Source organism: Listeria sp. MAN/IMW/UF555, from assembly GCF_058684075.1.
In genome coordinates, this window is record NZ_JBZWZS010000001.1 from 1,330,426 (window position 1) to 1,355,617 (window position 25,192).

At 38.6% G+C, this 25,192-nt stretch carries 23 protein-coding genes, 1 pseudogene and 1 riboswitch; of the genes and pseudogenes, 9 read left to right on the forward strand and 15 right to left on the reverse strand.

What is annotated here, in order from left to right; genetic code table 11:
• Positions 1-208: 208 nt before the first annotated feature.
• The 5 genes and pseudogenes from AC4PG8_RS06660 to AC4PG8_RS06680 form a co-directional block, all read right to left on the reverse strand.
• Positions 209-889: a hypothetical protein gene (locus AC4PG8_RS06660; RefSeq protein ID WP_160464312.1), complete on the reverse strand. Its 681-nt coding sequence runs from the start codon at positions 887-889 to the stop codon at positions 209-211.
• A gap of 137 nt (positions 890-1,026) precedes the next feature.
• Entirely contained in the window at positions 1,027-5,073 is a 4,047-nt protein-coding gene (locus tag AC4PG8_RS06665) for a MucBP domain-containing protein (RefSeq protein ID WP_492170212.1), read from the reverse strand.
• A gap of 215 nt (positions 5,074-5,288) precedes the next feature.
• Positions 5,289-6,128 carry a helix-turn-helix domain-containing protein gene (locus AC4PG8_RS06670; protein WP_185513111.1) on the reverse strand — a complete coding sequence of 280 codons (840 nt, stop codon included), beginning with the start codon at positions 6,126-6,128 and terminating at the stop codon, positions 5,289-5,291.
• Between the two features lie 162 nt (positions 6,129-6,290).
• A pseudogene (locus tag AC4PG8_RS06675) lies at positions 6,291-7,193 on the reverse strand (XRE/MutR family transcriptional regulator).
• Between the two features lie 260 nt (positions 7,194-7,453).
• Positions 7,454-7,933 carry a superoxide dismutase gene (locus AC4PG8_RS06680; RefSeq protein ID WP_160464375.1) on the reverse strand — a complete coding sequence of 160 codons (480 nt, stop codon included), beginning with the start codon at positions 7,931-7,933 and terminating at the stop codon, positions 7,454-7,456.
• Between the two features lie 156 nt (positions 7,934-8,089).
• Here AC4PG8_RS06680 and AC4PG8_RS06685 point away from each other — a divergent pair, with 156 nt between their 5' ends.
• Entirely contained in the window at positions 8,090-8,863 is a 774-nt protein-coding gene (locus AC4PG8_RS06685; RefSeq protein WP_033533478.1) for an endonuclease/exonuclease/phosphatase family protein, read from the forward strand.
• Positions 8,864-8,896: 33 nt separating this feature from the next.
• On the opposite strand, the gene AC4PG8_RS06690 is transcribed toward AC4PG8_RS06685, so the two are convergent.
• Positions 8,897-9,289 (reverse strand): PH domain-containing protein, encoded by a 393-nt coding sequence (locus AC4PG8_RS06690; protein WP_050511695.1) that lies wholly within the window; start codon positions 9,287-9,289, stop codon positions 8,897-8,899.
• Positions 9,290-9,455: 166 nt separating this feature from the next.
• Positions 9,456-10,115: a GAP family protein gene (locus AC4PG8_RS06695; RefSeq protein WP_003760247.1), complete on the reverse strand. Its 660-nt coding sequence runs from the start codon at positions 10,113-10,115 to the stop codon at positions 9,456-9,458.
• Between the two features lie 321 nt (positions 10,116-10,436).
• Between AC4PG8_RS06695 and AC4PG8_RS06700 the strand changes: the two genes are divergently transcribed.
• Complete coding sequence (locus AC4PG8_RS06700; RefSeq protein ID WP_492170184.1) at positions 10,437-10,628, forward strand: hypothetical protein; 192 nt, start codon at positions 10,437-10,439, stop codon at positions 10,626-10,628.
• 207 nt (positions 10,629-10,835) lie between these two features.
• Entirely contained in the window at positions 10,836-12,251 is a 1,416-nt protein-coding gene (locus AC4PG8_RS06705) for a glycoside hydrolase family 1 protein (RefSeq protein WP_160464317.1), read from the forward strand.
• Between the two features lie 26 nt (positions 12,252-12,277).
• On the opposite strand, the gene thiE is transcribed toward AC4PG8_RS06705, so the two are convergent.
• The 6 genes from thiE to AC4PG8_RS06735 all read right to left on the reverse strand — a co-directional run bounded on the left by thiE (position 12,278) and on the right by AC4PG8_RS06735 (position 17,279).
• Positions 12,278-12,922: a thiamine phosphate synthase gene (gene thiE / locus AC4PG8_RS06710; protein WP_492170185.1), complete on the reverse strand. Its 645-nt coding sequence runs from the start codon at positions 12,920-12,922 to the stop codon at positions 12,278-12,280.
• Complete coding sequence (thiD, locus tag AC4PG8_RS06715; RefSeq protein WP_492170186.1) at positions 12,919-13,722, reverse strand: bifunctional hydroxymethylpyrimidine kinase/phosphomethylpyrimidine kinase; 804 nt, start codon at positions 13,720-13,722, stop codon at positions 12,919-12,921. Before thiD ends, thiE begins: the two co-directional genes overlap by 4 nt.
• Positions 13,719-14,528, reverse strand: a complete 810-nt coding sequence (thiM, locus tag AC4PG8_RS06720; RefSeq protein ID WP_185540516.1) for a hydroxyethylthiazole kinase — start codon at positions 14,526-14,528, stop codon at positions 13,719-13,721. Before thiM ends, thiD begins: the two co-directional genes overlap by 4 nt.
• Positions 14,521-15,195, reverse strand: coding sequence for a thiaminase II (gene tenA / locus AC4PG8_RS06725; RefSeq protein WP_185540518.1), 675 nt, complete (start codon positions 15,193-15,195; stop codon positions 14,521-14,523). The genes thiM and tenA overlap by 8 nt, the downstream gene beginning before the upstream one ends.
• An 86-nt stretch (positions 15,196-15,281) precedes the next feature.
• Positions 15,282-15,387: riboswitch (TPP riboswitch) on the reverse strand.
• Between the two features lie 30 nt (positions 15,388-15,417).
• Positions 15,418-16,203, reverse strand: a complete 786-nt coding sequence (locus tag AC4PG8_RS06730; RefSeq protein ID WP_185540520.1) for a ChbG/HpnK family deacetylase — start codon at positions 16,201-16,203, stop codon at positions 15,418-15,420.
• Positions 16,191-17,279 (reverse strand): threonine aldolase family protein, encoded by a 1,089-nt coding sequence (locus AC4PG8_RS06735; RefSeq protein ID WP_185540523.1) that lies wholly within the window; start codon positions 17,277-17,279, stop codon positions 16,191-16,193. The genes AC4PG8_RS06730 and AC4PG8_RS06735 overlap by 13 nt, the downstream gene beginning before the upstream one ends.
• A gap of 227 nt (positions 17,280-17,506) precedes the next feature.
• Here AC4PG8_RS06735 and AC4PG8_RS06740 point away from each other — a divergent pair, with 227 nt between their 5' ends.
• Positions 17,507-18,706 (forward strand): MFS transporter, encoded by a 1,200-nt coding sequence (locus AC4PG8_RS06740; RefSeq protein ID WP_160464324.1) that lies wholly within the window; start codon positions 17,507-17,509, stop codon positions 18,704-18,706.
• A gap of 125 nt (positions 18,707-18,831) precedes the next feature.
• Here the strand turns inward: AC4PG8_RS06740 and AC4PG8_RS06745 are convergent, their stop codons facing one another.
• Both AC4PG8_RS06745 and AC4PG8_RS06750 read right to left on the reverse strand, forming a co-directional pair.
• Complete coding sequence (locus tag AC4PG8_RS06745) at positions 18,832-19,383, reverse strand: hypothetical protein (RefSeq protein ID WP_160464325.1); 552 nt, start codon at positions 19,381-19,383, stop codon at positions 18,832-18,834.
• 35 nt (positions 19,384-19,418) lie between these two features.
• Complete coding sequence (locus tag AC4PG8_RS06750; protein WP_185540618.1) at positions 19,419-19,703, reverse strand: hypothetical protein; 285 nt, start codon at positions 19,701-19,703, stop codon at positions 19,419-19,421.
• Between the two features lie 166 nt (positions 19,704-19,869).
• On the opposite strand from AC4PG8_RS06750, the gene AC4PG8_RS06755 reads away from it, so the two are divergent.
• The 5 genes from AC4PG8_RS06755 to AC4PG8_RS06775 all read left to right on the forward strand — a co-directional run bounded on the left by AC4PG8_RS06755 (position 19,870) and on the right by AC4PG8_RS06775 (position 25,191).
• Entirely contained in the window at positions 19,870-20,211 is a 342-nt protein-coding gene (locus AC4PG8_RS06755; RefSeq protein ID WP_061677123.1) for a PTS sugar transporter subunit IIA, read from the forward strand.
• On the forward strand, positions 20,204-21,595 hold the full coding sequence (locus tag AC4PG8_RS06760; protein WP_185540525.1) for a glycoside hydrolase family 1 protein: 1,392 nt from the start codon (positions 20,204-20,206) through the stop codon (positions 21,593-21,595). The genes AC4PG8_RS06755 and AC4PG8_RS06760 overlap by 8 nt, the downstream gene beginning before the upstream one ends.
• Positions 21,596-21,611: 16 nt before the next feature.
• Entirely contained in the window at positions 21,612-21,902 is a 291-nt protein-coding gene (locus AC4PG8_RS06765; RefSeq protein WP_003722919.1) for a PTS sugar transporter subunit IIB, read from the forward strand.
• A gap of 4 nt (positions 21,903-21,906) precedes the next feature.
• Positions 21,907-23,220 carry a PTS sugar transporter subunit IIC gene (locus AC4PG8_RS06770; protein WP_492170187.1) on the forward strand — a complete coding sequence of 438 codons (1,314 nt, stop codon included), beginning with the start codon at positions 21,907-21,909 and terminating at the stop codon, positions 23,218-23,220.
• A 99-nt stretch (positions 23,221-23,319) separates the two neighbouring features.
• Positions 23,320-25,191, forward strand: a complete 1,872-nt coding sequence (locus AC4PG8_RS06775) for a BglG family transcription antiterminator (RefSeq protein ID WP_492170188.1) — start codon at positions 23,320-23,322, stop codon at positions 25,189-25,191.
• Position 25,192 lies beyond the last annotated feature (1 nt).

Sequence of the window (25,192 nt, forward strand, 5' to 3'; positions counted from 1 at the left end):
CATCGAAAGTCGCCCTCTTTTGTGAGCGTTTTGTGAATCTATTCATTAAAAAATCGCTTTAAATCAGCTTTTTAAATGAAATAATGTAATTTTCCTCCTAATCAAGCTCACAATTACTTGTATTTAAGACACAATTTTCAATTCCTCAAAATCATTCTACAAAAGATAAAGAGAAGACAACAACTTGTCTCCTCTTTATCTTTTGTTATTAAGCATTTTCAAACTGTACGTGCACCTTTTTATTCATCAAAGACCTCGTAATAAAATCCTCTTCTTTCACTTCGACTACAAATTTCAATTTTTTATGTGAAGCCCAGTATTCCCAAAAATCGATGAACATGTGCAAATCGATAATATTTTCTTCCATTCTTGCTTGCTGGCTCATCGTGTATTTTATTTCATGGAGACAGGGGGTAAAAGCAAGGGTTTGTTCCACTGAGCAGCCTTCGATATGTTTAGAAATAATGAATTTCCATTTTTTCAGCATTCTTAGTTTCCCTATAAAAAACGCTTCTTGCTCTTGGACGGAAAAGTGTTTTTTTATTACTGGTGTGTCTTCGCTGATAAATTCAATCGTTATTCGTTTACTAAAATCTTTTAAATGCTCGAAAAAAAGAATCGTTTCGCGGAAATGCAATTGGGATAATGTTAGTTTGATAATAAAATGTTGATTCCAAAGCTCTTTCACGATTTTTTGGACTTCTTTTTCAAACCACAACATAAATCTTGAATATTCCATCGTGCTTTCTAAACAAATTTGATATGGAAAAACTTCCCCAATTAATAAATTTCTGCGTTTTTTTAAGACTTTTATTTCTTTCTTTTGCACTTGTCTACTCGTTGCATCGTAATGATTTTGTAAATGGATTTGATACTTTTTCTCTAACAAAGAATCGCCTCTTCTCTTTGTGAAATTCTTTATAATAAATATCATACATCTTTTCCAAATGGGTATTTCTAATGTCGTATATATTAGTTAAAACACCACCACAACAATCTGCGGCGGTGTTTTAATCTACGTTATGCTTATCTTAATTTTTTACTTCCGACTGCCAAAAATACGCCTAAAATTAAAACGAGTCCTATAAGTCTTAGTAGGTTTAATAGTCCAGCATCATCATCCCCTGTTTTAGGAAGAGTTTGCTTAACTACTTTAGTCTCAATTACTTTGCTTGCAGGTGTTTTTATTGTAAGAATAGTTGGTTTCGCTGGAGTAATAGGTTTTATAATAGCATCTTTTTTATACACATAATTGACTGTTACATCACTTGTTCCAAAAGCACCTATTTGGTTCTTTGGTGTAACTACTAGGCTATATTCTGGAATCAAGCGAGCTTTCGTTGTATAAGCGTCATGAATGTGATAAGTTTTTGCATCAACTGTTGGTAATGCTATTTCGTTGCCTTGTTGATCTTTAAATGTAGAAGTAAGTTGATAATCATTTGCTTTATACACATAATTCACTTGAATATCACTTGCATTAAAAGTACCCGTTTCGTTCGTTGGTGTTTTTTCTAAAGTATAACCCGGAATCACGGCTGCTTTCGATGTGTAAGTGTCATGAATATGATATTTTTGAGCGTCTACTTCTGCTGCTTTTAATTCGTTTCCTTGAGCATCTTTAAATGTCGCAGTTAGCGTGTAATCATTCGTTTGGTACACGTAATTCACGGTTACATTGTTCGCTCCAAAAGTACCTTGGTCATTCTTAGGTGTTGCGACTAATGTATATCCAGGAATGACTGCTGCAGTTGTTTTGTATGTGTCTTGGATATGATAAGTTTTCGCGTCTACTTTAGGTGCTTGTAGTTCTTTGCCGTTTGCGTCTTTGTAGGTAGTTGTTAACGTATAATCATTTGCTTTATATACGTAATTAACTGTTTCATCACTTGCGCCAAATACACCTTTTTCATTGGCTGGTGTAGTTGTTAATGTGTAACCTGGGATGTTTAGCGCTGTTGCAGTGTATGGGTCGTTAATATTGTATGTTTTTGTATCAATGGCTAGTGGTTTTAAGTCTTTACCTTGTGTGTCTTTATATGTTGTGATTAATGCATAACCATTCGCTTTATATACATAATTAACTGTTACATTACTAGCACCAAATGTTCCTTTTTTGTTCGATGGTGTTGCCACTAATGTATAGCCTGGAATTGTTACGCCACTAGTCGCATAGCCATCCTTAATAATAAATCCTTTTTTCACGATAGCTGGTTTTAGTTCTGTTCCTTGTACATTTTTGAAAGTGGAAGTTAAGGTATATTCATTCGCTTTGTAAACATAATTGACTGTCACATTGCTCGTATTAAATGTACCTGTTTGATTTGCTGGTGCTGCCACTAGTGTGTAGCCAGGAATGGTTGCTGCGCTAGTAGAATAGTTATCTTTTGTATGGTAAGTTTTGCTGTCTACAACTGGCGCTTTTAATTCTTTGCCGTTTGCATCTTTGTAGGTCGAAGTTAGCGTATAATCATCGGCTTTGTAGACATAGTTGACTGTTACATTCGCCGCGCCAAATGTACCGGATTGATTCGCTGGTGCTGCGACTAATGTGTAACCTGGAATAGTAGCTCCTGTCGTAGTATAAGTGTCGTTAATGTGATATTTTTGACTGTCTATGATTGGCGTTTTTAATTCCTTACCTTGTGCATCTTTATAGGTTGAAGTTAGTGTGTAGTCATTGGCTTTGTAGACATAATTCACGGTTACATCACTCGCGCCAAATGTACCTGTTTGATTCGTTGGAGCCGCGACTAATGTATAACCTGGAATAGCAATATCACTCGTCGTGTAACCATCCTGAATATGGTACGTTTTTGTATCTACTTTTGGTAAAGCTAAATCGTTCCCTTGTTGATCTTTATACGTCGAAGTTAGTTTATAAGCAACTGCTTGGTATACATAGTTCACTTGGATATCCGTGCTACCAAAAGTACCTGATTGATTCGCTGGTGTTGCGACTAATGTATAGCCAGGAATGACAGCTGCAGTTGTAGCATAGTTATCTTGAATATGATACGTTTTGCTATCTACAACGGGGGCTTTTAACTCAGTTCCTTGCGCATCTTTATATGTTGAAGTTAATTTTAAGTCTGTTAATTTATACACATAATTAACCGTAACATCGCTCGTATGGAAGGTTCCTGTTTCGTTCGCAGGTGTCGCTACTAGCGTATAACCCGGAATCGTTGCTGCACTTGTAGAATAGTTGTCTTGAATATGATATTTTTTACTATCTACAACGGGTGTTTTTAATTCTTTACCTTGTGCATCTTTGTAAGTCGAAGTTAATGTATAATCTTCTGCTTTATAAACATAATCAACCGTAATATCGCTTGTTCCAAAATTACCTTGGTTGTTTGTAGGGGTCGTCACTAATGTGTAACCCGGGATCGTTTTGGCAGTTGTTGTATAGGGATCGTTCACGTGATATGTTTTAGCATCGACATCATCTGGTGCGATTGTCTTCCCTTGTTGATCTTTAAATGTAGAAGTTAATTGATAGCCGTTTGCTTGATATACGTAATGGACAGTGATGTTTGACGAACCAAATGTCCCAGTAGCGTTGGTTGGTGTTGCTACTAACGTATAACCTGGGAAAACTGCGGCTGTTGTTGTATACGTGTCTTGATAATGATACGTTGTCGCATCTACCACTGGTGCTTTTAGTTCTTGACCGTTCGTATCTTTGTAAGTGGAAGTAAGTGTATAATCGTCTTTTTTGTATACATAATTAACCGTGACATTCCCAGCTCCAAAAGTTCCGTTCTGATTAGCAGGTGTGGAAACTAAAGAATAGCCGGGAATGGTTGCTGCTGTTGTAGTATAGTTGTCTTGGATATGGTAATCTTTTGTATCCACAACTGGTGCTTTCAGTTCTTGACCATGGGCATCTTTGAAAGTAGATGTTAGTTTATAATCATTTGCGCTGTATACATAGTTGACTGTAGCTGGGTTCATGGTGAAGGTACCATTTTGATTGGCTGGTGTTGCAACTAAAGTATAGCCTGGGAAAGTTTTTTGTGTCGTTGTATAAGGGTCCCCGTCTTTACCATTTAAAATGACAGGTGGCGCAAGTTCTTGTCCTTTCGTATCTTCATGTTTCACTGTAATAGGTCCGCCGTTTAGCGCGGTGATGTTTACTGTAACTTGTGTTCTGGCAAATTTGTTTGATTGCGTGGAAAACTTGCTTTTGATGAAAATGGTCGCTTGACCCGGTGCTGCTGCCACGCCATTGTGGATTAGTGAACTTGAACCATCATCATAATACTCGAATTCGTGTTGCGCGAGTAAAGTTCGTCCAGATGTTAGTGCGAGTTTCGTTTTGTCTGGTGTTAATTGATTAAAATCAGTTCCAACAGGTACATCAATGGTATATCCAGGTGTTGTAGTTAGTTGGTCTTGTTTTTGATAGTTGTTATCGTAAAATTCTAATAGGTTATTCCCATTATTAAACTGGCTTATATAGTTGGCAGGAATATTGGTTACAATCTGGTTCCCTGCAGCCATTAAGTCTAAGTCTCCCCCGGTTGCATTTGTCCAGTTCGTAGTGAAAATTGCGTCTGGAACCTTCACTAAATGGTTATTTAATATTCCTAAGAATTTCAAATGACTCGCCATATTTGTTATTGTTGCAGGGATTTCTTCTATTGTTCCCCCAGAAACTTGTAATTCTTCTAACTTAGGTAGTTGGAAAACAATCATTGGAAAGGTGCTTAAATTATTATCATTCAGAACTAAGATTTTTAACTCCTTTAAATTCCCCACTGAGTTAGATACGGAAGATAATGTTCCATTTTTAACTTCTAACGTAGTTAAATGAGTTAACATATCGATATTGGTCGGAATATCACTTGCCCCTGTTACTCGCAAGGCAGTTATAGCTTCTAAATCTGTCTGTGTAATATTCGCTCTCGTCTTACCAGTTTCTTTTTCAATCTCTTTTATAAACGGTTCATTACTATTCATGGTTTGTTCTAACCATGTAGGTGTGCTTGCAGAAACAGCCGTAAAACTAACTGTATTGATAATAACTACAAGCGCAATTAATGCAATAAATATTTTCTTTAAAATAACAATCTTCCTCCTTTTAACGCTAAATTTGCAGTGTCAGTTGGCATTTAGTTTCTTTGCCAAAGCCCCTCCCTTCACTGTCAATGTGGCTTTAAGCCGTACTTCAGTCTATATAATACTATGCGGAGTCTTAAAATTTTCTAATGTCGCATATATACTACTCGAAAAAAGAAAGCTAAAAAGATTGGTTCTTTTTAGCTTTCTTTAAATTATTTTTATATCGTTGCTTTTAAACTAAATTGTCGATACATTGCTTCATACTTTAACGCTTTATTCTCATAACCTAACACCCGTAAAATAGCTATCGCCTGCTTGATTTCTGCGCCTTCTCCCCGCTCAATAATTCCATGATAATACATGCAGAGAATTTTAAAATAAGCACCCTCACAGTCATCACTAATCTTTTTTAAACTTCTTATCATCAGCTCCATATGCTCGATTTCATTTCTCTCTATAAAATCATCTATAATACTAGCAAGTGCTGTTTGTAAAATACTTCTTCCTCGTTCAAAATGACGATACCTATCCAGCGTGTTTAATAATTTATAATAAAACGGCACCCGACTTTTCAAAGACAAGTACGGCAACATCCGAGTAAATAAGAATATATCCTCTAACGTCCAAAAAACGGCTTCAATCAGGTAGTTCTCCAAAATCCGAACCACTTTTTTATCCGTAACTTGTTTGCCTTTTATATGGTCTAATTCAAGTTTTATCGCCGCGCTTTTTACTTGATTGATTTTTCCTTCTTCCGATGATATTTTTTGATAAAGTAATTCCCAAATAGCAATTTCATCCGTTTTACACGCCCGCTCGTAGGCTTCCCAAAAGTCCTCTTTCTCAGGCAACTCCTCTTGATGATACATGAAGAAAAACTCTTCCATACTTACCATTAGCTTTGTTACTATTTTCTCTAGTAGAATGCTCGATATTGCATGGGTTCCCTTTTCAAATTCAATTGCATAAGATTTACTAATAACCCCTGTGTACACTTCTTTTTGGGAAATTTTTTTAGACTGCCTTATTTGACGAATCAACTCACCATAACTTATCATCCGAAGACCTCCTCTTGACTCATTTCTTGCTTTTATTTTACATTCCTTTGTTTTCTCTCTGTAAATAGTGCTATATATAGTACATAAAACCTCTTTACTACAAACAAAAAAACACTAAAACGACTCCATTTTAGTGTTTTTAAATAGAAAATCTTCGGATAGTTAATCTTCTACTTGGATATTTTCTTTTTCTAAAAATTGTTTTAAAACTACGCTATACAAATCTGCTATTGCTTCATAGTGCAGTTCTTTCCATGTTTGAATGGCTCTTTTGGCCTGGTGATAGCCCTTTTCCACTTCGCCTTCTTTCATCCAAATGGCTCCTTGATAATAATTGGCTACTATTCGATAAAAAGCACTGTTAAAACTACCACTTGTTTCAGATGCTTCTTTTAATTTTTCGAGCACTAGTTTCGCATAATTGATTTTATTCTGTATAATGAGTTCATCTGTCAGATTAGCAAATAGATGGCAAAATAGCAGTCTTCCTCTATCATAGTACCTATACTTTTCATACGATTTCAACATAATTTGATAAAAGTGAATTTGTACTTCTTCCTCAAAAAAAGATATGCCGTTGGAAAAAATACGAACCTCTTCTAAAGTCCACGTCTGCATTTTCCAAAGATAGTCATGGATAATTTTTTTATATTCATCAGAAATATTCGATTCATCAAACACATTCGTACGCAAATAATGATTAATAGTTTGAATTCTCGTATGAAGTATCGCTTTTCTAACTTCTGTCTGCTCCGTTCGCTCTAAAGTTATTTTATCTAGCAACGCCTGCATCCCTACAACATCATTTTTACCTGATAGCTCGACGAAATCAATCTAAAAACTATCATCCTCTGTCGAAGAAAAATCTCTATAAATAAAGAAAAACTCATCTAAAGGAACCATAACCCGCTTTAAAATTTCTTCAAACAAACTTAAAGTAATTTCGTGTTTTCCTTTTTCAAATCCGATTGCATAAGACCTAGATATAATTCCTGTGTATACCTCTTTTTGAGTTAACCCTTTAGAAAGCCGTATTTCCCGAATCAATTCGCCATATGAACCCATATGCTATCCTCCTATTTAAGTTCTTCTATTTCAAAAAGTCGGAATGCAGTATCTATGTCTATGCTTTAATTTCTCTACTCCAAACAATTTAGGAATCATTGTTCTTAAAATATATACCCTAAACACTAGTAGTTTAATTCTTTTACAGGCGAAAAGCTACTTACAATATCGTCATCTTCCTTTTTTAAGTATTAATAGCACAAAAAAAGAATGTCATTTTTCACATTCTCTTTAAAAATATGGTTCTGAAGTGTTTATTATTAGTCGTTTTTTATTTGTTTCACTTCATAATTAGCGCGTTTTAAAAACTCCACTTTTTTTGTTTCGGGGTTATTTTCTTGATATTGCACAACGGCTAATTCATGGATTCCTTTTCTCAATTCCGTTTTACTTAATTGAATTTGAAAAGAAAGTTCGTCGCCGCCTTGTTCCATTTGTACGATGTAGCCGTCAATGTAAATATAGGTTAGGCTTGCCGTACTCAACTCTTTCATATGAATTTCCAATTTTTCTACAGATTCCGCCTCTTCATAAACACAAGGCAGGTCACCTTGACTTGAAATATCATCCGTGGCAAGAAGTTCTATCCATCCTTTTTTCGTATCATTTGGAGGAAAATGCTGTTTTCCCCTTTTAGCTGGCACACCCGAAACATCTCCATTCCCGCTGTCCTCGCATGCTGATAATGCCACTAATACTATCAATAGTAATAATATGAGCAACCAACTACCTTTTCGCAACATAGTGACACTCCCTTTTTACAACAATACAATGGTTTTACTTTTCAGGAAAAAATGTAGAATATATACTACATAAAACCCAAATCAGTGAAACGCTTTCATAAATATGCTAAACTCTCTTTGTAAACATTCCAATGAAAAGAAGGATGTGGAAAAATGTTCAGTGTAACTACTTTTAACATTCGTTTTGATGATACCTCTGAGCGAAAAAAGAGCTGGGAATTGCGTAAAACACTAACAAAATCATTACTTGATAAATATCAATGGGATTTCATGGGGGTGGAGGAACCTCTTCTGCCACAAATGCGCGACATGAAAGAAATGCTAGATTGGGATTATTTCGGGGTAGGACGAGATGATGGTTTTGAAAAAGGAGAATTTACGGCTGTTTTTTATAATTCTACTCGTTTTAGATTACTGCAAGAAGGGCATTTTTGGCTTTCAGAAACGCCAGATGTTCCTTCTATTCATTCAACAGCGATGTTTCCGCGAATTTGCGTTTGGGGAAAACTAGAAGATTCGACGGATGGAAGACAGTTTTATATCTTCAATACGCATTTGGATCATGTCTCGGAGGAAGCTCGTCTATTTGCAAGCCAACTTTTACTGCAAAAAGCCGGTCTGATTGCAGAGAATTTACCAGTGATTTTACTAGGAGATTTCAATACAGAACCAGAAACACCAACGTATAACTTCATAACAAAAAAATACCAAGATGCGCAGTTGATTTCTCAGACTCCTATAAAAGGCCCAATTGGTAGCTTTCATGACTTCCAACCACTCCGACCTGAAAACGAATTAGAAAAAATTGATTACATCTTCGTGTCTAAAGAGTTCCGCGTACACTCTTACAAAACTATCACGGATCAAGTGGATGGCTGTTCTGCATCTGACCATTTCCCTGTGACTGCAACACTTGAATGGACATAAAAAAGAGAAGACAAAATTCGTCTTCTCTTTCACTTATAACATTTCTTTAATCATTTTATAAAGCGCAAATCCCATTTCTGTATCATTTTTATGCACTTTTAAAGCGATTGGCGCAGAAAAAGAGGTGTTTTGTGTCACGACCGTATTGCCATCAACACCAATTTTCAAGTCAAAGTCACGGTCTAAAGTTCCCGCAGTCTCGATCGAAACATACTTTAATGCCTTCTTCGGGAAAAACTTGTATTCTACTTTCTTACCAGTTATCCCTTGAGCATCCACATTAAAAATCCCTTTTGAAGTAATAATAACTTCATCTCTTATAAATTTAAAAATTTGAATAATCTTTTCATCATCTTCTAAAAATCGTTCTATGCCATAAGATGATTCGGTAACAATTGCTGCTTTTCCCATTAGTTTGTCAAACATGAAACCCATCCTTTTTGTTGTATGTATTCTTATTCAATTTTAAATGAACAAGTAAAGCTATATTAGCATAAAACGTTTTCATAGTATGTAGACATTGTGTGAACAGTCTGCATTTTTAAATAAAAAAAAGCTACTAATCCTTGAGAACAAGTAGCCCTTTTATCATTTAAAATGCCTTACTAATAACACTTAGACCGATAAACAAGAACAGTACAGCCATGATCACTGAATTGTTCTGGATAAGCCATTTACGCGTACTATCTAATGCGTTGTTAAGTCGATTCCCAGCCAGTAAGAAAGCAATCGTTGGGATGTAAATCGAACAACAAGCGATAATTCCAAAAATAATAGTTGCCGTTGTTTCTTGCCCGCCAGTTAAATTCAGGGCACCAACACTAACACCCGCAGTCAGAGAAAGCAACATATTCTTAGGATTCACCGCAGATAATAAGAAAGCAAAAATCATCGCGCCACCTGGTTTAATATTGCTCATTTTTTCAAACCATTTTGGTGTTGCAGCTTTCTCCCCGTTTTTCGGACGTTTCGTAAAATCATGGGCACCGAGCAAAATAAGTAAAACCCCTAAAACAATAAGTACCACTTTGACCAAGGTTGACTGATCTCCGGACGAACTAACCGCCGAACTCATTAAAAATAATCCAATAAAGAAAATAGCAATATTCCCAACAATCCAACCAACCGTATAAAAAATACTGTTAATCCGTGCCTTGTTGCTCAGTAAAATCAAAATAAGCCCTACAATTGGAAATGGACTAATTAAAATACCTACTGCCGGTGACAAAATAGCTGAAAAAGCTGAACCCACGCTGACTCCCCCTCTATACATTTTTTACAAATCCTTATCATTCAATCTACCTTTTTCCCTCTTATACTCACTAACAAACAATTGTCGCTATATCATTCCTTATGTTCTTCCCCAAAAAAACAATACAATACATTTGCCATAAACAGCTCATTAAATGCACTAAAACGCTACTTTTCAAGCAAAGTTATTCTTCTAAAAGTCTATTTTTATATAAAAACTCCCATTATGGAATCGGTGACTAAAAATGGAAATTCATGTTAGGGCTATAATAATAGTATAATTTCTATTGTTCGTTCAAATACAGAGACAGGTGGAAATATTATGAAAAAAGTAACCCATAATGACGTACAGGCGCAAATTGATACTGTGACCAGTCCAGAACAACAACTGAACGCAGGAATAGCACAAAAGCAAATCAGTTCTGTAAGACAATCAAATTCAACAAAAACAGACGAATCCTCGAGCACAGCAAGCATTTTATTCGGTATGCTTACTCTTTCTAAACGTAAATAACATCCGCTCCAAACAGAGTAGATGTTATCTGTTTCCGTTGACTATCCTAGTTATTTTTGCTATATTTTAATTATAAATCGGAATGTTACCGACGAAAGCCGGGCATAACCAAATATTTTTCTAAGTACAATGTTTCTCTGCATTTATTTAGAAAAGTATTTGGTTTTTTTTATAGATACTTTAAAATGTAGAAAAGGAGTTTTTAACATGCATACAAATACAGGATTTCCAGCCGACTTTTTATGGGGTGGAGCTGCTGCCGCAAATCAATTCGAAGGCGCTTACAACGTTGATGGAAAAGGTCTTTCCGTTCAAGATGTTACTCCAAAAGGCGGATTCGGTCAAATTACTGACGGTCCAACACCAGATAACTTAAAATTAGAAGGAATCGACTTTTATCATCGTTACAAAGACGACGTGAAACTTTTTGCTGAAATGGGCTTCAAGGTTTTCCGTACTTCTATCGCTTGGTCCCGTATCTTCCCAAATGGTGACGAAACTGAGCCAAACGAAGCAGGACTACAATTTTACGATGATTTATTCGACGAACTTCTAGCACATAATATTGAACCGCTAATCACTTTATCTCACTATGAAACACCACTTCACTTATCGAAAACTTACGACGGCTGGGTAAATAGAAAAATGATCGACTTCTATGAAAACTATGTCCGCACTGTATTTAATCGCTACAAAGGCAAAGTAAAATATTGGCTCACTTTCAATGAAATCAACTCGATTTTACACGCACCATTCATGAGTGGCGGTATTTCTACAAGCCCAGATAAATTATCACAAAAAGACCTATACCAAGCTGTCCACCACGAACTTGTGGCGAGCGCGCTGGCTACAAAAATTGGTCACGAAATCATGCCAGAAGCTCAAATCGGCTGTATGGTTCTAGCAATGCCAACTTATCCGCTAACTTCCAACCCAGATGATATTATTGCTGTTATGGAAGCAGAGCGCAAAAACTATTTCTTCTCTGATGTTCATGTTCGCGGCGCTTATCCTGGCTACATGAAACGCTATTTCAGAGAGAATAATATTGAATTAGACGTAACAGAAGAAGACTTAGAAATCCTTAAAAACACAGTAGATTTCATTTCCTTCAGCTATTACATGAGCACAACTGAAACAGCTGACGAGTCGAAACGTAAAGCTGGTGCAGGAAACATCCTTGGAGGCGTGCAAAACCCTTACCTAGAAGCATCCGAATGGGGTTGGCAAATCGATCCTAAAGGCTTACGCGTTGTCCTAAACGAATTCTGGGATAGATACCAAAAACCACTTTTCATCGTAGAAAACGGTCTTGGCGCTATCGATCAACTTGAACAAGACGAAAACGGCAATTACACAGTGAATGACGACTACCGTATTAACTATTTGAGCGCTCATTTATCGCAAGTGAAAGAAGCGATTAAAGACGGCGTTGAGCTGATGGGTTACACTTCATGGGGCTGTATTGACCTTGTTAGTGCCTCCACTGCTGAAATGAAGAAACGTTACGGCTTTATCTATGTTGATCGCAACAACGACGGCACAGGCTCGCTAAATCGTTATAAGAAGAAAAGTTTTGATTGGTACAAGAACGTTATTGCTACCAATGGTGAAGATTTATAAAAATGAGAAACCCAGGTTTGCCCTTTTTAAGAAGGGTAACCTGGGTTTTTTAATTGCTTGATAACGGAGGGACAATAATCCGACCGAGTAATCGCTGAAATAACCGATACCCCGTCCGCACCTGCTGTGAGAACCTCGGCTGAATTTGTTTCATTAATTCCGCCAATCCCGACAATTGGTAGCTTAATTCCAGCCCGGCGAATTTCTTCCAAAATTGCCGTTCCACTCACTGGCTCTGCATCCGCTTTTGAAATTGTGGGGAAAATTGGTCCTACGCCGATATAATCCACCGCACCAAGTCTTTCTGCTTCCGCTGCTTCACTAACCAAATGAACGGAAAGTCCGATTTTCATTTTTCCAACGCAACTCGCGATAACTTGGCGAATTTCTTCGTCGTTTTGCCCGACATGGATGCCGTCCGCACCAATTGCGAGAGCTAGGGCGACATCATCGTTAATAATGAATGGCACTTGATATTTTGCGCATAATTGTTGGCATTCTAGCGCCATTTCTTTTCTTTCGGAGGCAATTTGGAGTGAGCCTGCTCCTTTTTCGCGATATTGGAAACAAGTAATTCCGCCTTTCAGTGCTTCTTCTAACACACTTGGCAACGTTCCGCGGACTATGTCTTGCGTTCCAGCGATAAAATATACAGCTAGTTCAGCTCTCATTTCCCATCCTCCAATCGGTAAGCAAAATGGTTGGTCGGACCATGACCGTGACCAATTCCAAGCGGATATTTAATGGCACTTGTGATAAACTCTTTCGCAACTACGACACTGTCTAAAAGTGAATTCCCTTTCGCAAGTTCAGCCGCAATACATGCCGAAAAAGTGCAACCCGTCCCGTGCGTATGAGGCGTATCAAAGCGCTCGCTCGTAAGCCATTTTGTCATTTCACCATCATAGTAAAAATCAGCCGCCTCACTCATTTCGCTATGTCCACCTTTAATAACAACTGCTTTTACACCTAAATCAAAAATTTTCTTAGCAGCTTGTTCAATTTCCGCCTTGGTTGTGATTTTTTCTCCCAGAATTTCTTCCGCTTCTGGAATATTCGGCGTAATGATCGTACCAAGTGGCAAAAGCTCATCTTTCAACACTTGTGTCGCCTCGTTTTCAAGCAAAGCAGTGCCACCTTTTGCAATCATCACGGGATCAATGACGATATTTGGGAAGTTGTGCAAACGTATATTTCGCGCCACTTCTCGGATAATTTCTGCATCCGCAAGCATCCCAGTTTTCACAGCGCTCACTTGGAAATCCTCTGCAATCGCATCGCACTGTTCTCGAATCATATCTATCGGGATTTTATGCACTGCTTTTACCCCTAACGTATTTTGCGCCGTAATTGCCGTGATGACGGACATGCCAAAGGTTTTACGCTCTTGAAATGTCTTGATATCCGCTTGTATCCCCGCGCCGCCGCCAGAATCTGAACCAGCTATCGTTAATACTTGTGGGAAAATCATTTGCGTTCACCACTTTCTTGGATTTTGGCTTTGGCACGCGTTTTTTCGACCGACCAGCTAGCCAGTTCATCTAAAAATAGTGGTCGAAATGAGCCTGGAAGTTTTCTTTCTAACTCGATTTCCGCGTACTCAGAAGCCACCGCATAACTCGCGCACGCTTCGACACTAGCTCGAAAAGCGTCTTCCTGAACGGCGATAAAACTACCGCAAACCGCACTCAGCAAACAACCAGAACCAGTAATTCTTGGAAGCAGCGCGCTACCATTAGCCACTTTTGCAAAGCGCGTTCCGTCTGAAATCACATCCACTTCACCGCTAATAATAACAACCGTGCTCCATTCGTTCGCCACTTTTTCAGCAATGCTCAGCACATCCGCCGAACCAACGCCCGCATCCACGCCTTTCGCTTCCCAAGCTTCACCAGCAATCGCCGCAAGCTCTCCCGCATTTCCACGAATCGCCGTAAACTGAATTTCTGCCAATAATTCTTGCACCACTTTACGACGGTATGAAGTCGCGCCAACACCGACCGGATCAAGCACAACCGGCGTTCCAGCAACATTTGCCGCACGTCCAGCAATTTTCATCGCCGTAACTAGCTCACCGTCTAGCGTTCCGATATTAATCACGAGCACATCTGCCATTTTCGCAAGTTCATCCATTTCTTCTTTCGCAGAAGCCATAATCGGTGACGCGCCAATCGCAAGCAACCCGTTCGCCGAGTCATTCGCAACCACGATATTCGTAATATTATGCACCAACGGGCCTCTTTCCCGCACTTTTTCCAACGTCATAAAATCAAACATAATTCAAACTCCCACGCCAATTTTGTTTTTTATAAGCCATATCAAAAAACGCCCATTCCATTTCCACACTGATTTGAAAAGCCTGCTTCATCAGAGCAAGTTCCCGCGCATCCGCCATACTCGCCGCCTGTTCCACCAACCGCTTCTGCTGCAACACCACTTTTTGATAATTTTCATCCACATAACTATCCAACAACTCTTGATAAAATGGCTCCGAACTCCGCGCCGTTTCATACATTTTCCCCATATCCGCATAAAGCGCATAACACGGTAAAAGCGCCGCAATTGTCACCCCAAAACTGCCAAAATCCGCCATCCGGTAAAGATGAGAAGTATAATGATAAGCAGTTGGCGCCGGTTTTCGCTCGGAAAAATCACGCTCCGTTAGCCCAACCCGCGGATAAAACTGTTCGCGCATCAACAATTCCGACTGCTGAAGCCGCACCTGTACTTCCCTCATTTCCGTAGCAAGTTCCGCTGTCCCAGCCTGCTCCACACTTTTCTCAATCACCTTCTCAAAATGCGACAAATAATAATCATCCTGGAGTAGATAATAATAAAACGCCTCTTTCTCAAGCGTCCCATCCGCCAAACTCCGCACAAATGGATGCCGCAACGTTTCCTGCCATAAATCCCCTACTTCTTCTTGCAAACCGTGAACAAACATGCAAACTCCTCCTTTTGAACAATAAAAAAAGCGCCCACTGTCCCTTAGCATAAGCAAAGAAACAGTAGCCGCGATAAATTTTCCGGTCACTTTCACATTCACTTCCCTACGCTTGCACTAACAAACAGGTTCAAAGGGTCAGAAAGCATTACCTTCCTATCTCAGCCAGAATCGGCCCCCCTAGTTTTTCTTATTAAGTTGTGTTCATCATAGCATAGAGTTTTACCGCTGTAAATCCCCAAATGTAATAAGCTCAAACCCATTTTCAAGAAGCCAATCCCGCACCCGCACATCACAAATCGTCGCAAGCTCACGGCACCGCATCAACGTATAAGAAGAATTATCCAGCACAAATTGATCCAAAAAACCGACATCAAAATGCATCTCAGCGATTTCGTTTGGTGCCAATTTTAATAATCCGAAATCATCGTTAAGGAAGTTCTCAACCGAGACACCACCATTTGTGTAGGGGAGTGCGCCCGACTCCAACAGTTTAGTAATCGGCAAATAACCTTCCTGATCTGGCCATTTTTTATCGCCACTGTATTTTAAAGTGGTGTGAATCCCGAACTCACGCGCAATATCAAAGAAAGCTTGGTCAACCGTTTCATCACCAATTGAGTGGCAGTCAATGTGTTCTGGGTAGTGACCAGTTAGCGCTTTGAACCGTTCCATTTGAGCAATCGTTTCCGTTCGTACATCTTCGTATTGGAATTTCAGTTCTGGGTTGGCACGGTAGTATTTAGAACGATGGAATTCCCCGTTTTCGTCAACAAGTGACGGGATTTCCGCTGGGTCCGCGCATGGTTTCCCGAGTAGGAAGTTTGTGTGTTGCCCGATGAATAGGTCTGGGTGGTCTTTTGCGAGAGTAATTGCGTGCTCAGCAGTTTCTAGGTTCGGCATGAGTAAGGTGGATGTTGTGATGCCGGTTTTGTAGCTTTCGATAATGCCGTGGTTGATGGCTTTGGATAGACCGAAATCGTCTGCGTCGATGATTAGTTTTGGCATGGTAAATCCACCTCTAATTGTTTAAACACAGAATCCAAAATCTCCTCCGGTATCTCCGCAAACGCATCCCCAACCGAAACCTCAAACGCACAAACATCCGCTGATTTCTCCTGCAAATACCCCGAAATCCCAACGCCAGTTTCATCCTGAATCTTCGTCAAAATCGCCCCAACCTCATCAGTCGACTTCTCAAAATAAACATGAAACATATTAGAAACCGGCACTTCCGGCACAGTCTTCACGCCTGGACACGAATTAAATCGCTCAGCCAATCCTTTCGCCGCCTCAAAATATTCCGCCATTTTCCCAATTCGTTTTTCAAAATAATAATCCGCGGACAAAATATACGGATACAGACTAATCAAATCCCCGCCATACCGCCGTTTCCAGATTTTCGCCTCTTGCACAAAATCAGCATTCCCAGCCAGAATCGCCCCAGCAATCCCGCCAATCCCTTTGTAAAACGACACATACACACTATCAAACAGCGCGCAAATTTCTTCCGCAGACTTCTGATAAAACGGCGTAATTTCCCATAACCGCGCCCCGTCCAGATGTAACGAAATACCTTGTTCACGGCAATACTCCGAAATCTCCTCAAGCTCTTCAAAAGAAGGCAGTTGCCCACCAATTTCTCGTTGAGGAAGTTCGATAAGCACACTAGAAACTGGCTCGCGAAGACTTTTAATATCGTCAATTGTCAAAAGTCGATTCGCTGTTCCAAGTAATATTGGCGTGATTTGTTGCAATTCTTTTAGCCCATCTTGCTCGTGAATCTCCAAATGAGAGAGCGGATGATATGCCACTCGCCGATTCTCTTTCCGGTCAGCCCAAATTCTTAATGCAATTTGCTGAGCCATCGTCCCACTTGGAAAAAATACCGCAGATTGTTTCCCGAGAATTTTCGCGATTTTTGTTTCAAAGTTTGCAATAACTGCACCATTTCCGTAAATATCGCTTTCTGAGTTATCATCAATATTTTGAAGTGCTTCTGTAAGAACACCAACATTGCGCGGACCGTTCCCGCCTAGTTTATAAGGTGTTTTTTGGTAGCTAGTTTTTAGTGTGTTTGTCATTTTGGTTCACTCCTTTTACGATATACTTGATTGATTGTATAACAATTATATACCCAATATATCTTATAATCTTCAGCTTTTAATTTATTATAGACTCAACAAATCTACTCCCGCAACTTCTCCTATCAATCTCCTCCAACACTATTATAATAAAAATTTTGACAATTCTAATTATAACCGCTAAATTAGAAGTACAACATATTATAAAACACAAAAGGACTGAACACATGTTAAAAAACAAAAATTTTAGATATTTATGGTTAGGTCGTTTAATCAGTAATGCCGGGGATAGCATGTATTACATTGTATTATCTTGGTACATTTTAACACTCACTAATAATTCTTTTTGGGTAGGGATAGTTAATTTTGCTATTTTTATACCTAACATTTTTTCCTTTTTATTTGGTCACTGGATAGATACACATTCCAAAAAAAGATCCTTGCTTTTATGCGAATTCGGGCAATTATTTGCGATTTTAATTATGGTTATCAGTATTTTGTTGGATTTTCAAAGTCCTCTGTTATTATGTATTTTAGCATTTTTAGCTTCCCTTTTTGGTATGAATACATATACTATACAAGACGCAATGACTCCTTTTATCATAAAAAAAGAACAGCTAGCAAGTGCTCAATCATATATGTCTGTTGCTTATAATGGTACCGAATATTTATTCAACGCCTTAACAGGATTCTTAATCAATATTTTTTCAACAATTACCCTTTTAGTTGCTAATATATTTACCTTCTTGTTCGCAATATTTTCTTTTTCAAAAATAAAAGAACCTACAGAAGCAAATAATAAAGAACCTGAACCTTTCTTAAACAATGTATTTAAAGGCTTCATTGAACTATTTCAAAATAAAACCATTTTATTTATCGCTATCGGCGGAGGCATGGCAAATTTTATGTTCGGCGGATTGAATGTCTACCAAGTATTAATTGCAAAAGAGCAAGGAAGTGCCATTGTGCTTGGACTATTGACATCAACTATGGCCATTGGAACATTGATTGGCTCAACTCTCCTAGCAACATTATTACTAAAATTCATGAAAATTGGAAAAGTACTAACTTTATGCACGCTCATGTTCGGACTAACAATGCTAATAAGCTCTTATTTTGTAAATTCCTCCCTTATTATTTTTATCTGGGGGATTGCAAGTACTTTTTTAGGAGTCACCCATGTTGTCCAAAAACCTTTTTTCCAAGTATTAATTCAAAAAGAACATTTGGGCAAAGTTTTCAGCGCTCTTTATAGCCTAAGTGTAGCCACATTACCTATAGGAGCATTATTATTTGGTTATTTTAGTAGTCATAATTTAAATAGTTCTATCTTTCTTCTTATTTTCGGCGGAACCTATTTACTTATCAGTTTCATATATTTCGTAAACAAGCATATTTTTAAATTTACTATCTCAGATAAAATATAAAAAGGACTTCTATCATAAACACCCCCACTAATCTCATCTAAAATGAAATTAATGGAGGCGTTTATTTTATATTTTTTAAAACAATAGGTGGTTATAACGGACTTCCAATTCCCGCTTAATATAGTTTAATTTTTCTTATATGTTTCCTTAATCAAACTGTTCTCTTTGTCATCCACTTTTTTCAAAACTAAATTCTCACTTTCAAGCTCCATAGAAAGTACATAATCTCTTTTTTCTTTAGTATCCACGCGGTATTCATTTCCTTTTTGTTCACTTTTCGTTATCTCAATACCATCCTGTGCTTCAAGCATTTTAAGGGCTTTTTGCACGTTCTCTTTTTCACTTTCTGTTTCATAACCATATACTTTTTTACTAACTACCGGACCATCATATTGGTATTTATCGCCATCTTTTTGTTTTAATTTATAAGAATTTGTTATGGCAACTTCATCATCAATATACAATTCTGTTACATTACCATCTGCATCCATGTCCAGATCCACACTCATCTTACTTGCCATACCTGTATCTTTTAAATTCTTCCCGTCACTCGTACCTACACTAACCGATTCCAACTTCCACTTCCCAGTAAATTTGCTATCAACAACCTCTTTACCACATCCTACTAACAAAAGACAAATCCCTAAAAATATAATACTTACTAACTTTTTGCTCATCTCGTTGCTCTCCTTTTTTTGTATATAATTAACGGTTAATCCCGTTCCACCTCGATGTACTCCATTGCTTGTGTTTTCTCTTCAAAATACTCATCATGCCATTCAATCAGCACCTTCTTATCCAGCGAAACTCGAACACTTTTTGTTAAATGCGAAAGAGCTTTTATATCCACTCCATCACCATCAAAATTCAATAGCACTGGCACTTGATCACCAAAATTATCTCTATCTACTAAAATCGCAACCCCGCCAGCTTCATCTTGGTATACTCGTACATCTAAATTAGATATTATTTCCCATCCGTGTACTGTTTTTTTCATCATTTATTCATCTCCTATGTAATATTTTCTCTCTAACTATCATCATATCCTAGTAACCCCTAAATTCCAACCCAAAACCAATTTCCACTTCCAAAGTGGCAAATAATAATTTCACCTCCCCCATTTTTCCAGCTATAGTAAAGACAAATCAAAAGGAGGTCTTTACGTGACAGATAGCAACGAACTAACAACAGAACTGGATTCCATGGCAATCATCTTACACGCCGGGAATGCGAAAAGTTGTGCTTTTGAGGCACTGAAAGAAGTAAAACTGCAAAACATCAAAGCTTTCACGCAGAAAATTACTGAAGCGAAAGATGAGATTAAACTGGCGCACCGAGCGCACGCGGAACTTTTACGAAAACTATCTTCAGAGAACCGAATGAGAGAGGTGGATTTACTGCTGGTTCATGCGGAAGGTCACTTGTCTTCTACGGATATTGCCGTGGAAATGATTCGGGAACTGGGAGAAATTTATCAATGGAAATGGAGTTTATCTAATGAATAATAACTTTTTATGGGGAGGTGCCACGGCCTCTTATCAATGTGAAGGTGCTTGGAATGTGGATGGCAAGGTGGAATCGATGTGGGACTACTACTTGCACGAAGCAGATCTTGAGAATGGCGATGTGGCGAGCGATCACTACCACCGCTACGAGGAAGACATTCGGATGATGAAAGAAGGCGGGCAAAATTCCTATCGTTTTTCCTTATCTTGGCCGCGAATTATTAAAAATAGGCAAGGTGACATCAACTTAAAAGGGATCGAATTTTATCAAAACTTGCTAGATACGTGTAAAAAATATGATATTGAGCCGTTTGTGACACTTTATCATTGGGATTTGCCACAATATTGGGAAGAAACTGGTGGCTGGTTGGATCACGACGTTTGTGCTGCATTCGAGCATTATGCCAAAGTTTGTTATGACCATTTTGGCGATAAAATCACGAATTGGACCACTTTTAACGAGCCAAAATGGTTTGTTGCTAACGGATATAAAATCGGCAACTATCCGCCCGGCTATCAAAATACGCAAAAAACAATGATTGCGGCTTATAATGTGATGTACGCGAGTGCTTTAGGTGTGAAGGCTTTTAAAGAAGGTGGCTATCCTGGGCAAATTGGCATTGTTCACAGCTACACGCCGGTGAACGGGGTCGATGAAAGTATCGAAACGAAAATTGCAATGCGCTACGCTGATAACTATTGCAATAACTGGATTCTCGACACAGCCGCACTTGGCGAATTCCCAGTCGACCTCATTGCCGAACTAGCCAAATCGCACGACATCAGTTTTATGAAAACAGACGAACTACAAACAATTAAACAAAACACTGTCGACTTCATCGGCTTAAATTACTATTCGCGCACGCTCGTTAAACCATACACTGGCGGCGAAACCCAGCTACAATTCAACCACAGTGGTAAAAAAGGCGAAAGTAAAGTTCTCATCAAAAACTGGTTCGAACAAGTGAAAGATCCCGCCAACGAAACAACCGAATGGGACACAGAAATTTATCCAAAAGGCTTACAAGATGGCTTAATCGAGGCATACGAACGCTATCAATTACCACTTTATGTGACAGAAAACGGCATTGGTGTTCGCGAAGACGTTTCTGTACCACAAGTAGATGATGCTTACCGAATCGCCTTTATGAATGACCATATTAACGCCATTTTCAACGCAATCGATGCTGGTTGTGATGTTCGCGGCTACTACGCTTGGTCCCCGTTCGACCTTTACTCTTGGAAAAATGGTGTCGAAAAGCGTTACGGACTTGTTGCCGTTGATTTCGAAAACAATCAAATCAGAAAACCAAAAGCTTCCTACTACTGGTTCAAAGAAATGATTGAAAGTCAGGGAAAACTCATCAAACGAAGAGAATTTTAAAAAAAGGAGCAGGAAAATGAAAAATATCATGTTAGTTTGTAATGCTGGTATGTCTACAGGAATGCTTGCGAAAAAAATCGAAGCCGCTTCTGGCAATACATTAAACGTCACTGCTTATAGCGAATCCGAGTATACCGATTATTTGGACGGTGTCGACCTCGTTCTTATCGGCCCACAAATCCGTTTCCTTATGCCACAAATTAAACAGGCCGTCAGCGTCCCAGTCCATGCCATTTCACCAGTAAAATACGGCATCATGGATGGCAAAGGGGTTTACGAAGACATCCAGAAATTAATAGGAGGATAAAAACATGCGATTTAATACCATTAGCGAAAAAATGGATCAATATATTTCCCCGCTGGCTAACAAACTTAGCCAGCAACGCCATTTGAAAGCAACCAGAGATGCCTTTATGTCCATGCTGCCAATTACATTGTTTGGTTCGATTCCGATTATTTTGAAAGCGGCTCCAGTCACAGATGATACGAAAAACGGCTTCCTGCTTGCCTGGGCTAAATTTGCTGAAAAATATGATTTAATCCTAAACTGGATTAGCGGAATCACACTTGGCGCCATGTCGTTATATATTTGCGTCGGTATCACGTATTATTTATGCAAACACTACCACGAAGATTTCTTACGCCCACTTATGTTTTCTATCGCCGGTTTCTTTATGCTCGTACTTAATCCAATCAAAATGGGTTGGGACGGCAAAGAGGTCGACATCAGTTTCCTTGATGGACGCGGAATATTACTTTCAATTTTCGTCGCCATCGTTACCGTAGAAGGTTATCACTGGATGCGCAAGAAAAACGTCGGTCGAATAACCATGCCCGATAGCGTCCCAGCCTCACTATCCGAGACATTTGCAGCCCTAGTTCCTGGTATTATTTTAATGACCTTTTTCTCGATTATCTTTATCATTTTCAACCTGCTAGACACAACTGCCATCCAATTCTTATATGAAAAAATAGCGCCGAGTTTCAAAGCGGCCGATAGCCTACCATTCACGATTCTAAGTATTTTCCTAGTTCACCTATTCTGGTTCTTCGGTGTACACGATGCCGCACTTGCCGGAATTCTAGGCCCGATTCGTGACGGAAACCTTTCTATCAACGCCGCTGAAAAAATGGCTGGCCAAGATTTGACGAATATTTTCACGACACCGTTCTGGACGTATTTCGTTATCATAGGTGGTTCTGGTTCTGTTCTCGCACTTGCCTTTTTAATGATGCGATCCAAGTCCAAACAACTAAGCACCGTCGGGAAAGTCGGCTTCTTACCTTCCATATTCGGAATTTCTGAGCCACTGATTTTCGGAACACCACTAATGCTGAATCCAATTTTCTTCTTCCCGTTCATTTTCACATCGGTATTCAACGGGGTTATCACTTATCTTTGTATGTATTTCGGGATTGTCGGAAAAACGTTCGCCGTCTTCTCCTGGCAAATGCCCGCACCAATTGGAGCATTTCTATCCACCATGGACTGGCGAGCCATCGTTCTCGTATTCATCCTGATTTTCTTAAACGGTCTAATGTACTACCCATTCCTAAAAGTATATGAGAAAAATCTCGTTGCTTTAGAAAAAGAAGCCGAAGAAGAAAACATCGCTGCTAATTAATAGCCACTTAAATAGAGATTGGGACAAAAAAAACTCGTCTCTTTCTCTATTTGGTGTTGTATAATAACAATAGGTTAAGGGAGAATTAGGGGGGATATAATGACTATTTCAGAAAGGCAACGTTCATTGTTAGAAAAGCTTAACGACAGCCAAAAGACAGTAACAGCAAAAGCACTTTCAGAAATGTTAGGCGTTTCTTCCAAAACTGTGCGAAATGACATTATTCAAATTAACCAGTCATTTAGTTCCACAATCATTGCATCAAAAGCTGGAAAAGGCTATTTTTTAACACCAAATGAGCAACTTTCACAAATGAATCTATCCAAAAATAACGAAAACTTACATTTTGAATTATTACGCCATATAATCGAACAAGATCATACCAATTTCTATGATTTAGCAGATCAATTTTTCATTAGCGAATCGACGTTAGCTCGTATTATTAAAGAGCTCAACACCGTTATCGCTGAAAAAGATGAGTCGCTTTGTATTATTCGAAAAAACAACGAACTACTGACCGAGGGCGGCGAAGAAGAAAAGCGCCGCATCTTCAATCTATTCCTCAATCAAGAAATCGAAAACCATCAATTAAGCCTTGATAAATACGCGGATTACTTCGATTACTGCAATCTAAAACAACTTTCCGAGCTCATTATCGCATATCATAAAAAGAACGAGTTTTTTATGAATGACTTTTCAACGATTTCGTTCATCTTGCATATTGCTGTTTTAATTGAGCGAATTAGTATGGGTAGTTATATTCAAAGAACGGCTTTAACAGAACAAGATAAAACTAGTCTTGAAATGGCAGAGCAACTAGCCGAAACGTTAGAAAATGAGCTGCAAATCAATATTCCAACGCAAGAATTAAGTTATATTGCCCGGCTTTATTCCGGAAAATTAGTTACCACTTCAACCATTGACGCGCAAGTTTTTGGCAGCGTTGTCACTCGGCTCCTTGAAGCAGTTGACCAAAATTTTCATATTGATTTTTCCGCTGATGAAAAAATAGCCACCTATTTAGTGGCCCATATCTCAGCACTATACAAAAGAGCCAACCATAAGCAATATTTAACCAACCCACTTACCGAAGAATTAAAAAACAAGTTTCCATTTATTTATAACGTCAGCGTCTATGCTTCAGCCTTCATCCAAAAAGAGTTAGCGATTACTTTCCCAGATGACGAAATCGCCTATATCGCGCTACATTTTTTATCCGCTTCGGAAACGATTAATCACGGTAAAAAAAGAAAAATCTTATTGGTTTCCCCGTACGGCGCGGGCAGCCAACGTTTAATTCATAATCAACTTAAGAAAATTGCTGATTTTTCGATTGACTTACTCGTATCTCAATCTATTTTTGATATAAAGCAGTTCACCTTAGATAAAGAAATCCATTTAATTATTACCGCCGAACCATTAAACTTAACAACCGACATCCCAGTCTATCATTACGATTTACTTTTAACAGAAGCAGATTTGCAGAAAATCAAGCATATTTTAGAAACTAAGCCAAAAACCGATTCGATTTCCAGAAAATTTTTCAAAAAAGAGCTTTTCTTCCCAAAACAAAACTTCAAATCAAAAGAAGAAGTAATTACGTTTCTTTGCGAACAGTTAACTGCATTCGACTACTGCGACTCCGACTATGTTTCAAAAGTGTTCGAACGAGAACAATTATCTAGCACATGCTACGGAAACTACTACGCAATTCCGCACGCCATCCAGCGAAGCGCGAAGAAAAATGCCGTCGCAGTATGCGCACTTGATAAACCGATTGACTGGGGCGGAAATCGCGTCAAACTCGTCCTCCTACTCACCATGAAAGAAGAACGCGACAACTCTTTTGAAGAATTATTCGGCCAACTCGTAACCATTTTAAACGAACGCAGCTTTGTAAAAAAATTAGCCAAACAAGAAGATTTCCAGCAATTTATCGAACTTTGCGAACAAAAAACCCTAGATTCTTAAA

Coding starts and splice junctions, on each gene's coding strand:
- AC4PG8_RS06670 (WP_185513111.1), bottom strand. CDS start 6,128: ATGATAAGTTATGGTGAGTTGATTCGTCAAATAAGGCAGTCTAAAAAA.
- AC4PG8_RS06685 (WP_033533478.1), top strand. CDS start 8,090: ATGTTCAGTGTAACTACTTTTAACATTCGTTTTGATGATACCTCTGAG.
- AC4PG8_RS06690 (WP_050511695.1), bottom strand. CDS start 9,289: ATGTTTGACAAACTAATGGGAAAAGCAGCAATTGTTACCGAATCATCT.
- AC4PG8_RS06700 (WP_492170184.1), top strand. CDS start 10,437: ATGAAAAAAGTAACCCATAATGACGTACAGGCGCAAATTGATACTGTG.
- AC4PG8_RS06705 (WP_160464317.1), top strand. CDS start 10,836: ATGCATACAAATACAGGATTTCCAGCCGACTTTTTATGGGGTGGAGCT.
- thiE (WP_492170185.1), bottom strand. CDS start 12,922: ATGAGAGCTGAACTAGCTGTATATTTTATCGCTGGAACGCAAGACATA.
- thiD (WP_492170186.1), bottom strand. CDS start 13,722: ATGATTTTCCCACAAGTATTAACGATAGCTGGTTCAGATTCTGGCGGC.
- thiM (WP_185540516.1), bottom strand. CDS start 14,528: ATGTTTGATTTTATGACGTTGGAAAAAGTGCGGGAAAGAGGCCCGTTG.
- tenA (WP_185540518.1), bottom strand. CDS start 15,195: ATGTTTGTTCACGGTTTGCAAGAAGAAGTAGGGGATTTATGGCAGGAA.
- AC4PG8_RS06730 (WP_185540520.1), bottom strand. CDS start 16,203: ATGCCAAAACTAATCATCGACGCAGACGATTTCGGTCTATCCAAAGCC.
- AC4PG8_RS06735 (WP_185540523.1), bottom strand. CDS start 17,279: ATGACAAACACACTAAAAACTAGCTACCAAAAAACACCTTATAAACTA.
- AC4PG8_RS06740 (WP_160464324.1), top strand. CDS start 17,507: ATGTTAAAAAACAAAAATTTTAGATATTTATGGTTAGGTCGTTTAATC.
- AC4PG8_RS06745 (WP_160464325.1), bottom strand. CDS start 19,383: ATGAGCAAAAAGTTAGTAAGTATTATATTTTTAGGGATTTGTCTTTTG.
- AC4PG8_RS06750 (WP_185540618.1), bottom strand. CDS start 19,703: ATGAAAAAAACAGTACACGGATGGGAAATAATATCTAATTTAGATGTA.
- AC4PG8_RS06760 (WP_185540525.1), top strand. CDS start 20,204: ATGAATAATAACTTTTTATGGGGAGGTGCCACGGCCTCTTATCAATGT.
- AC4PG8_RS06765 (WP_003722919.1), top strand. CDS start 21,612: ATGAAAAATATCATGTTAGTTTGTAATGCTGGTATGTCTACAGGAATG.
- AC4PG8_RS06770 (WP_492170187.1), top strand. CDS start 21,907: ATGCGATTTAATACCATTAGCGAAAAAATGGATCAATATATTTCCCCG.
- AC4PG8_RS06775 (WP_492170188.1), top strand. CDS start 23,320: ATGACTATTTCAGAAAGGCAACGTTCATTGTTAGAAAAGCTTAACGAC.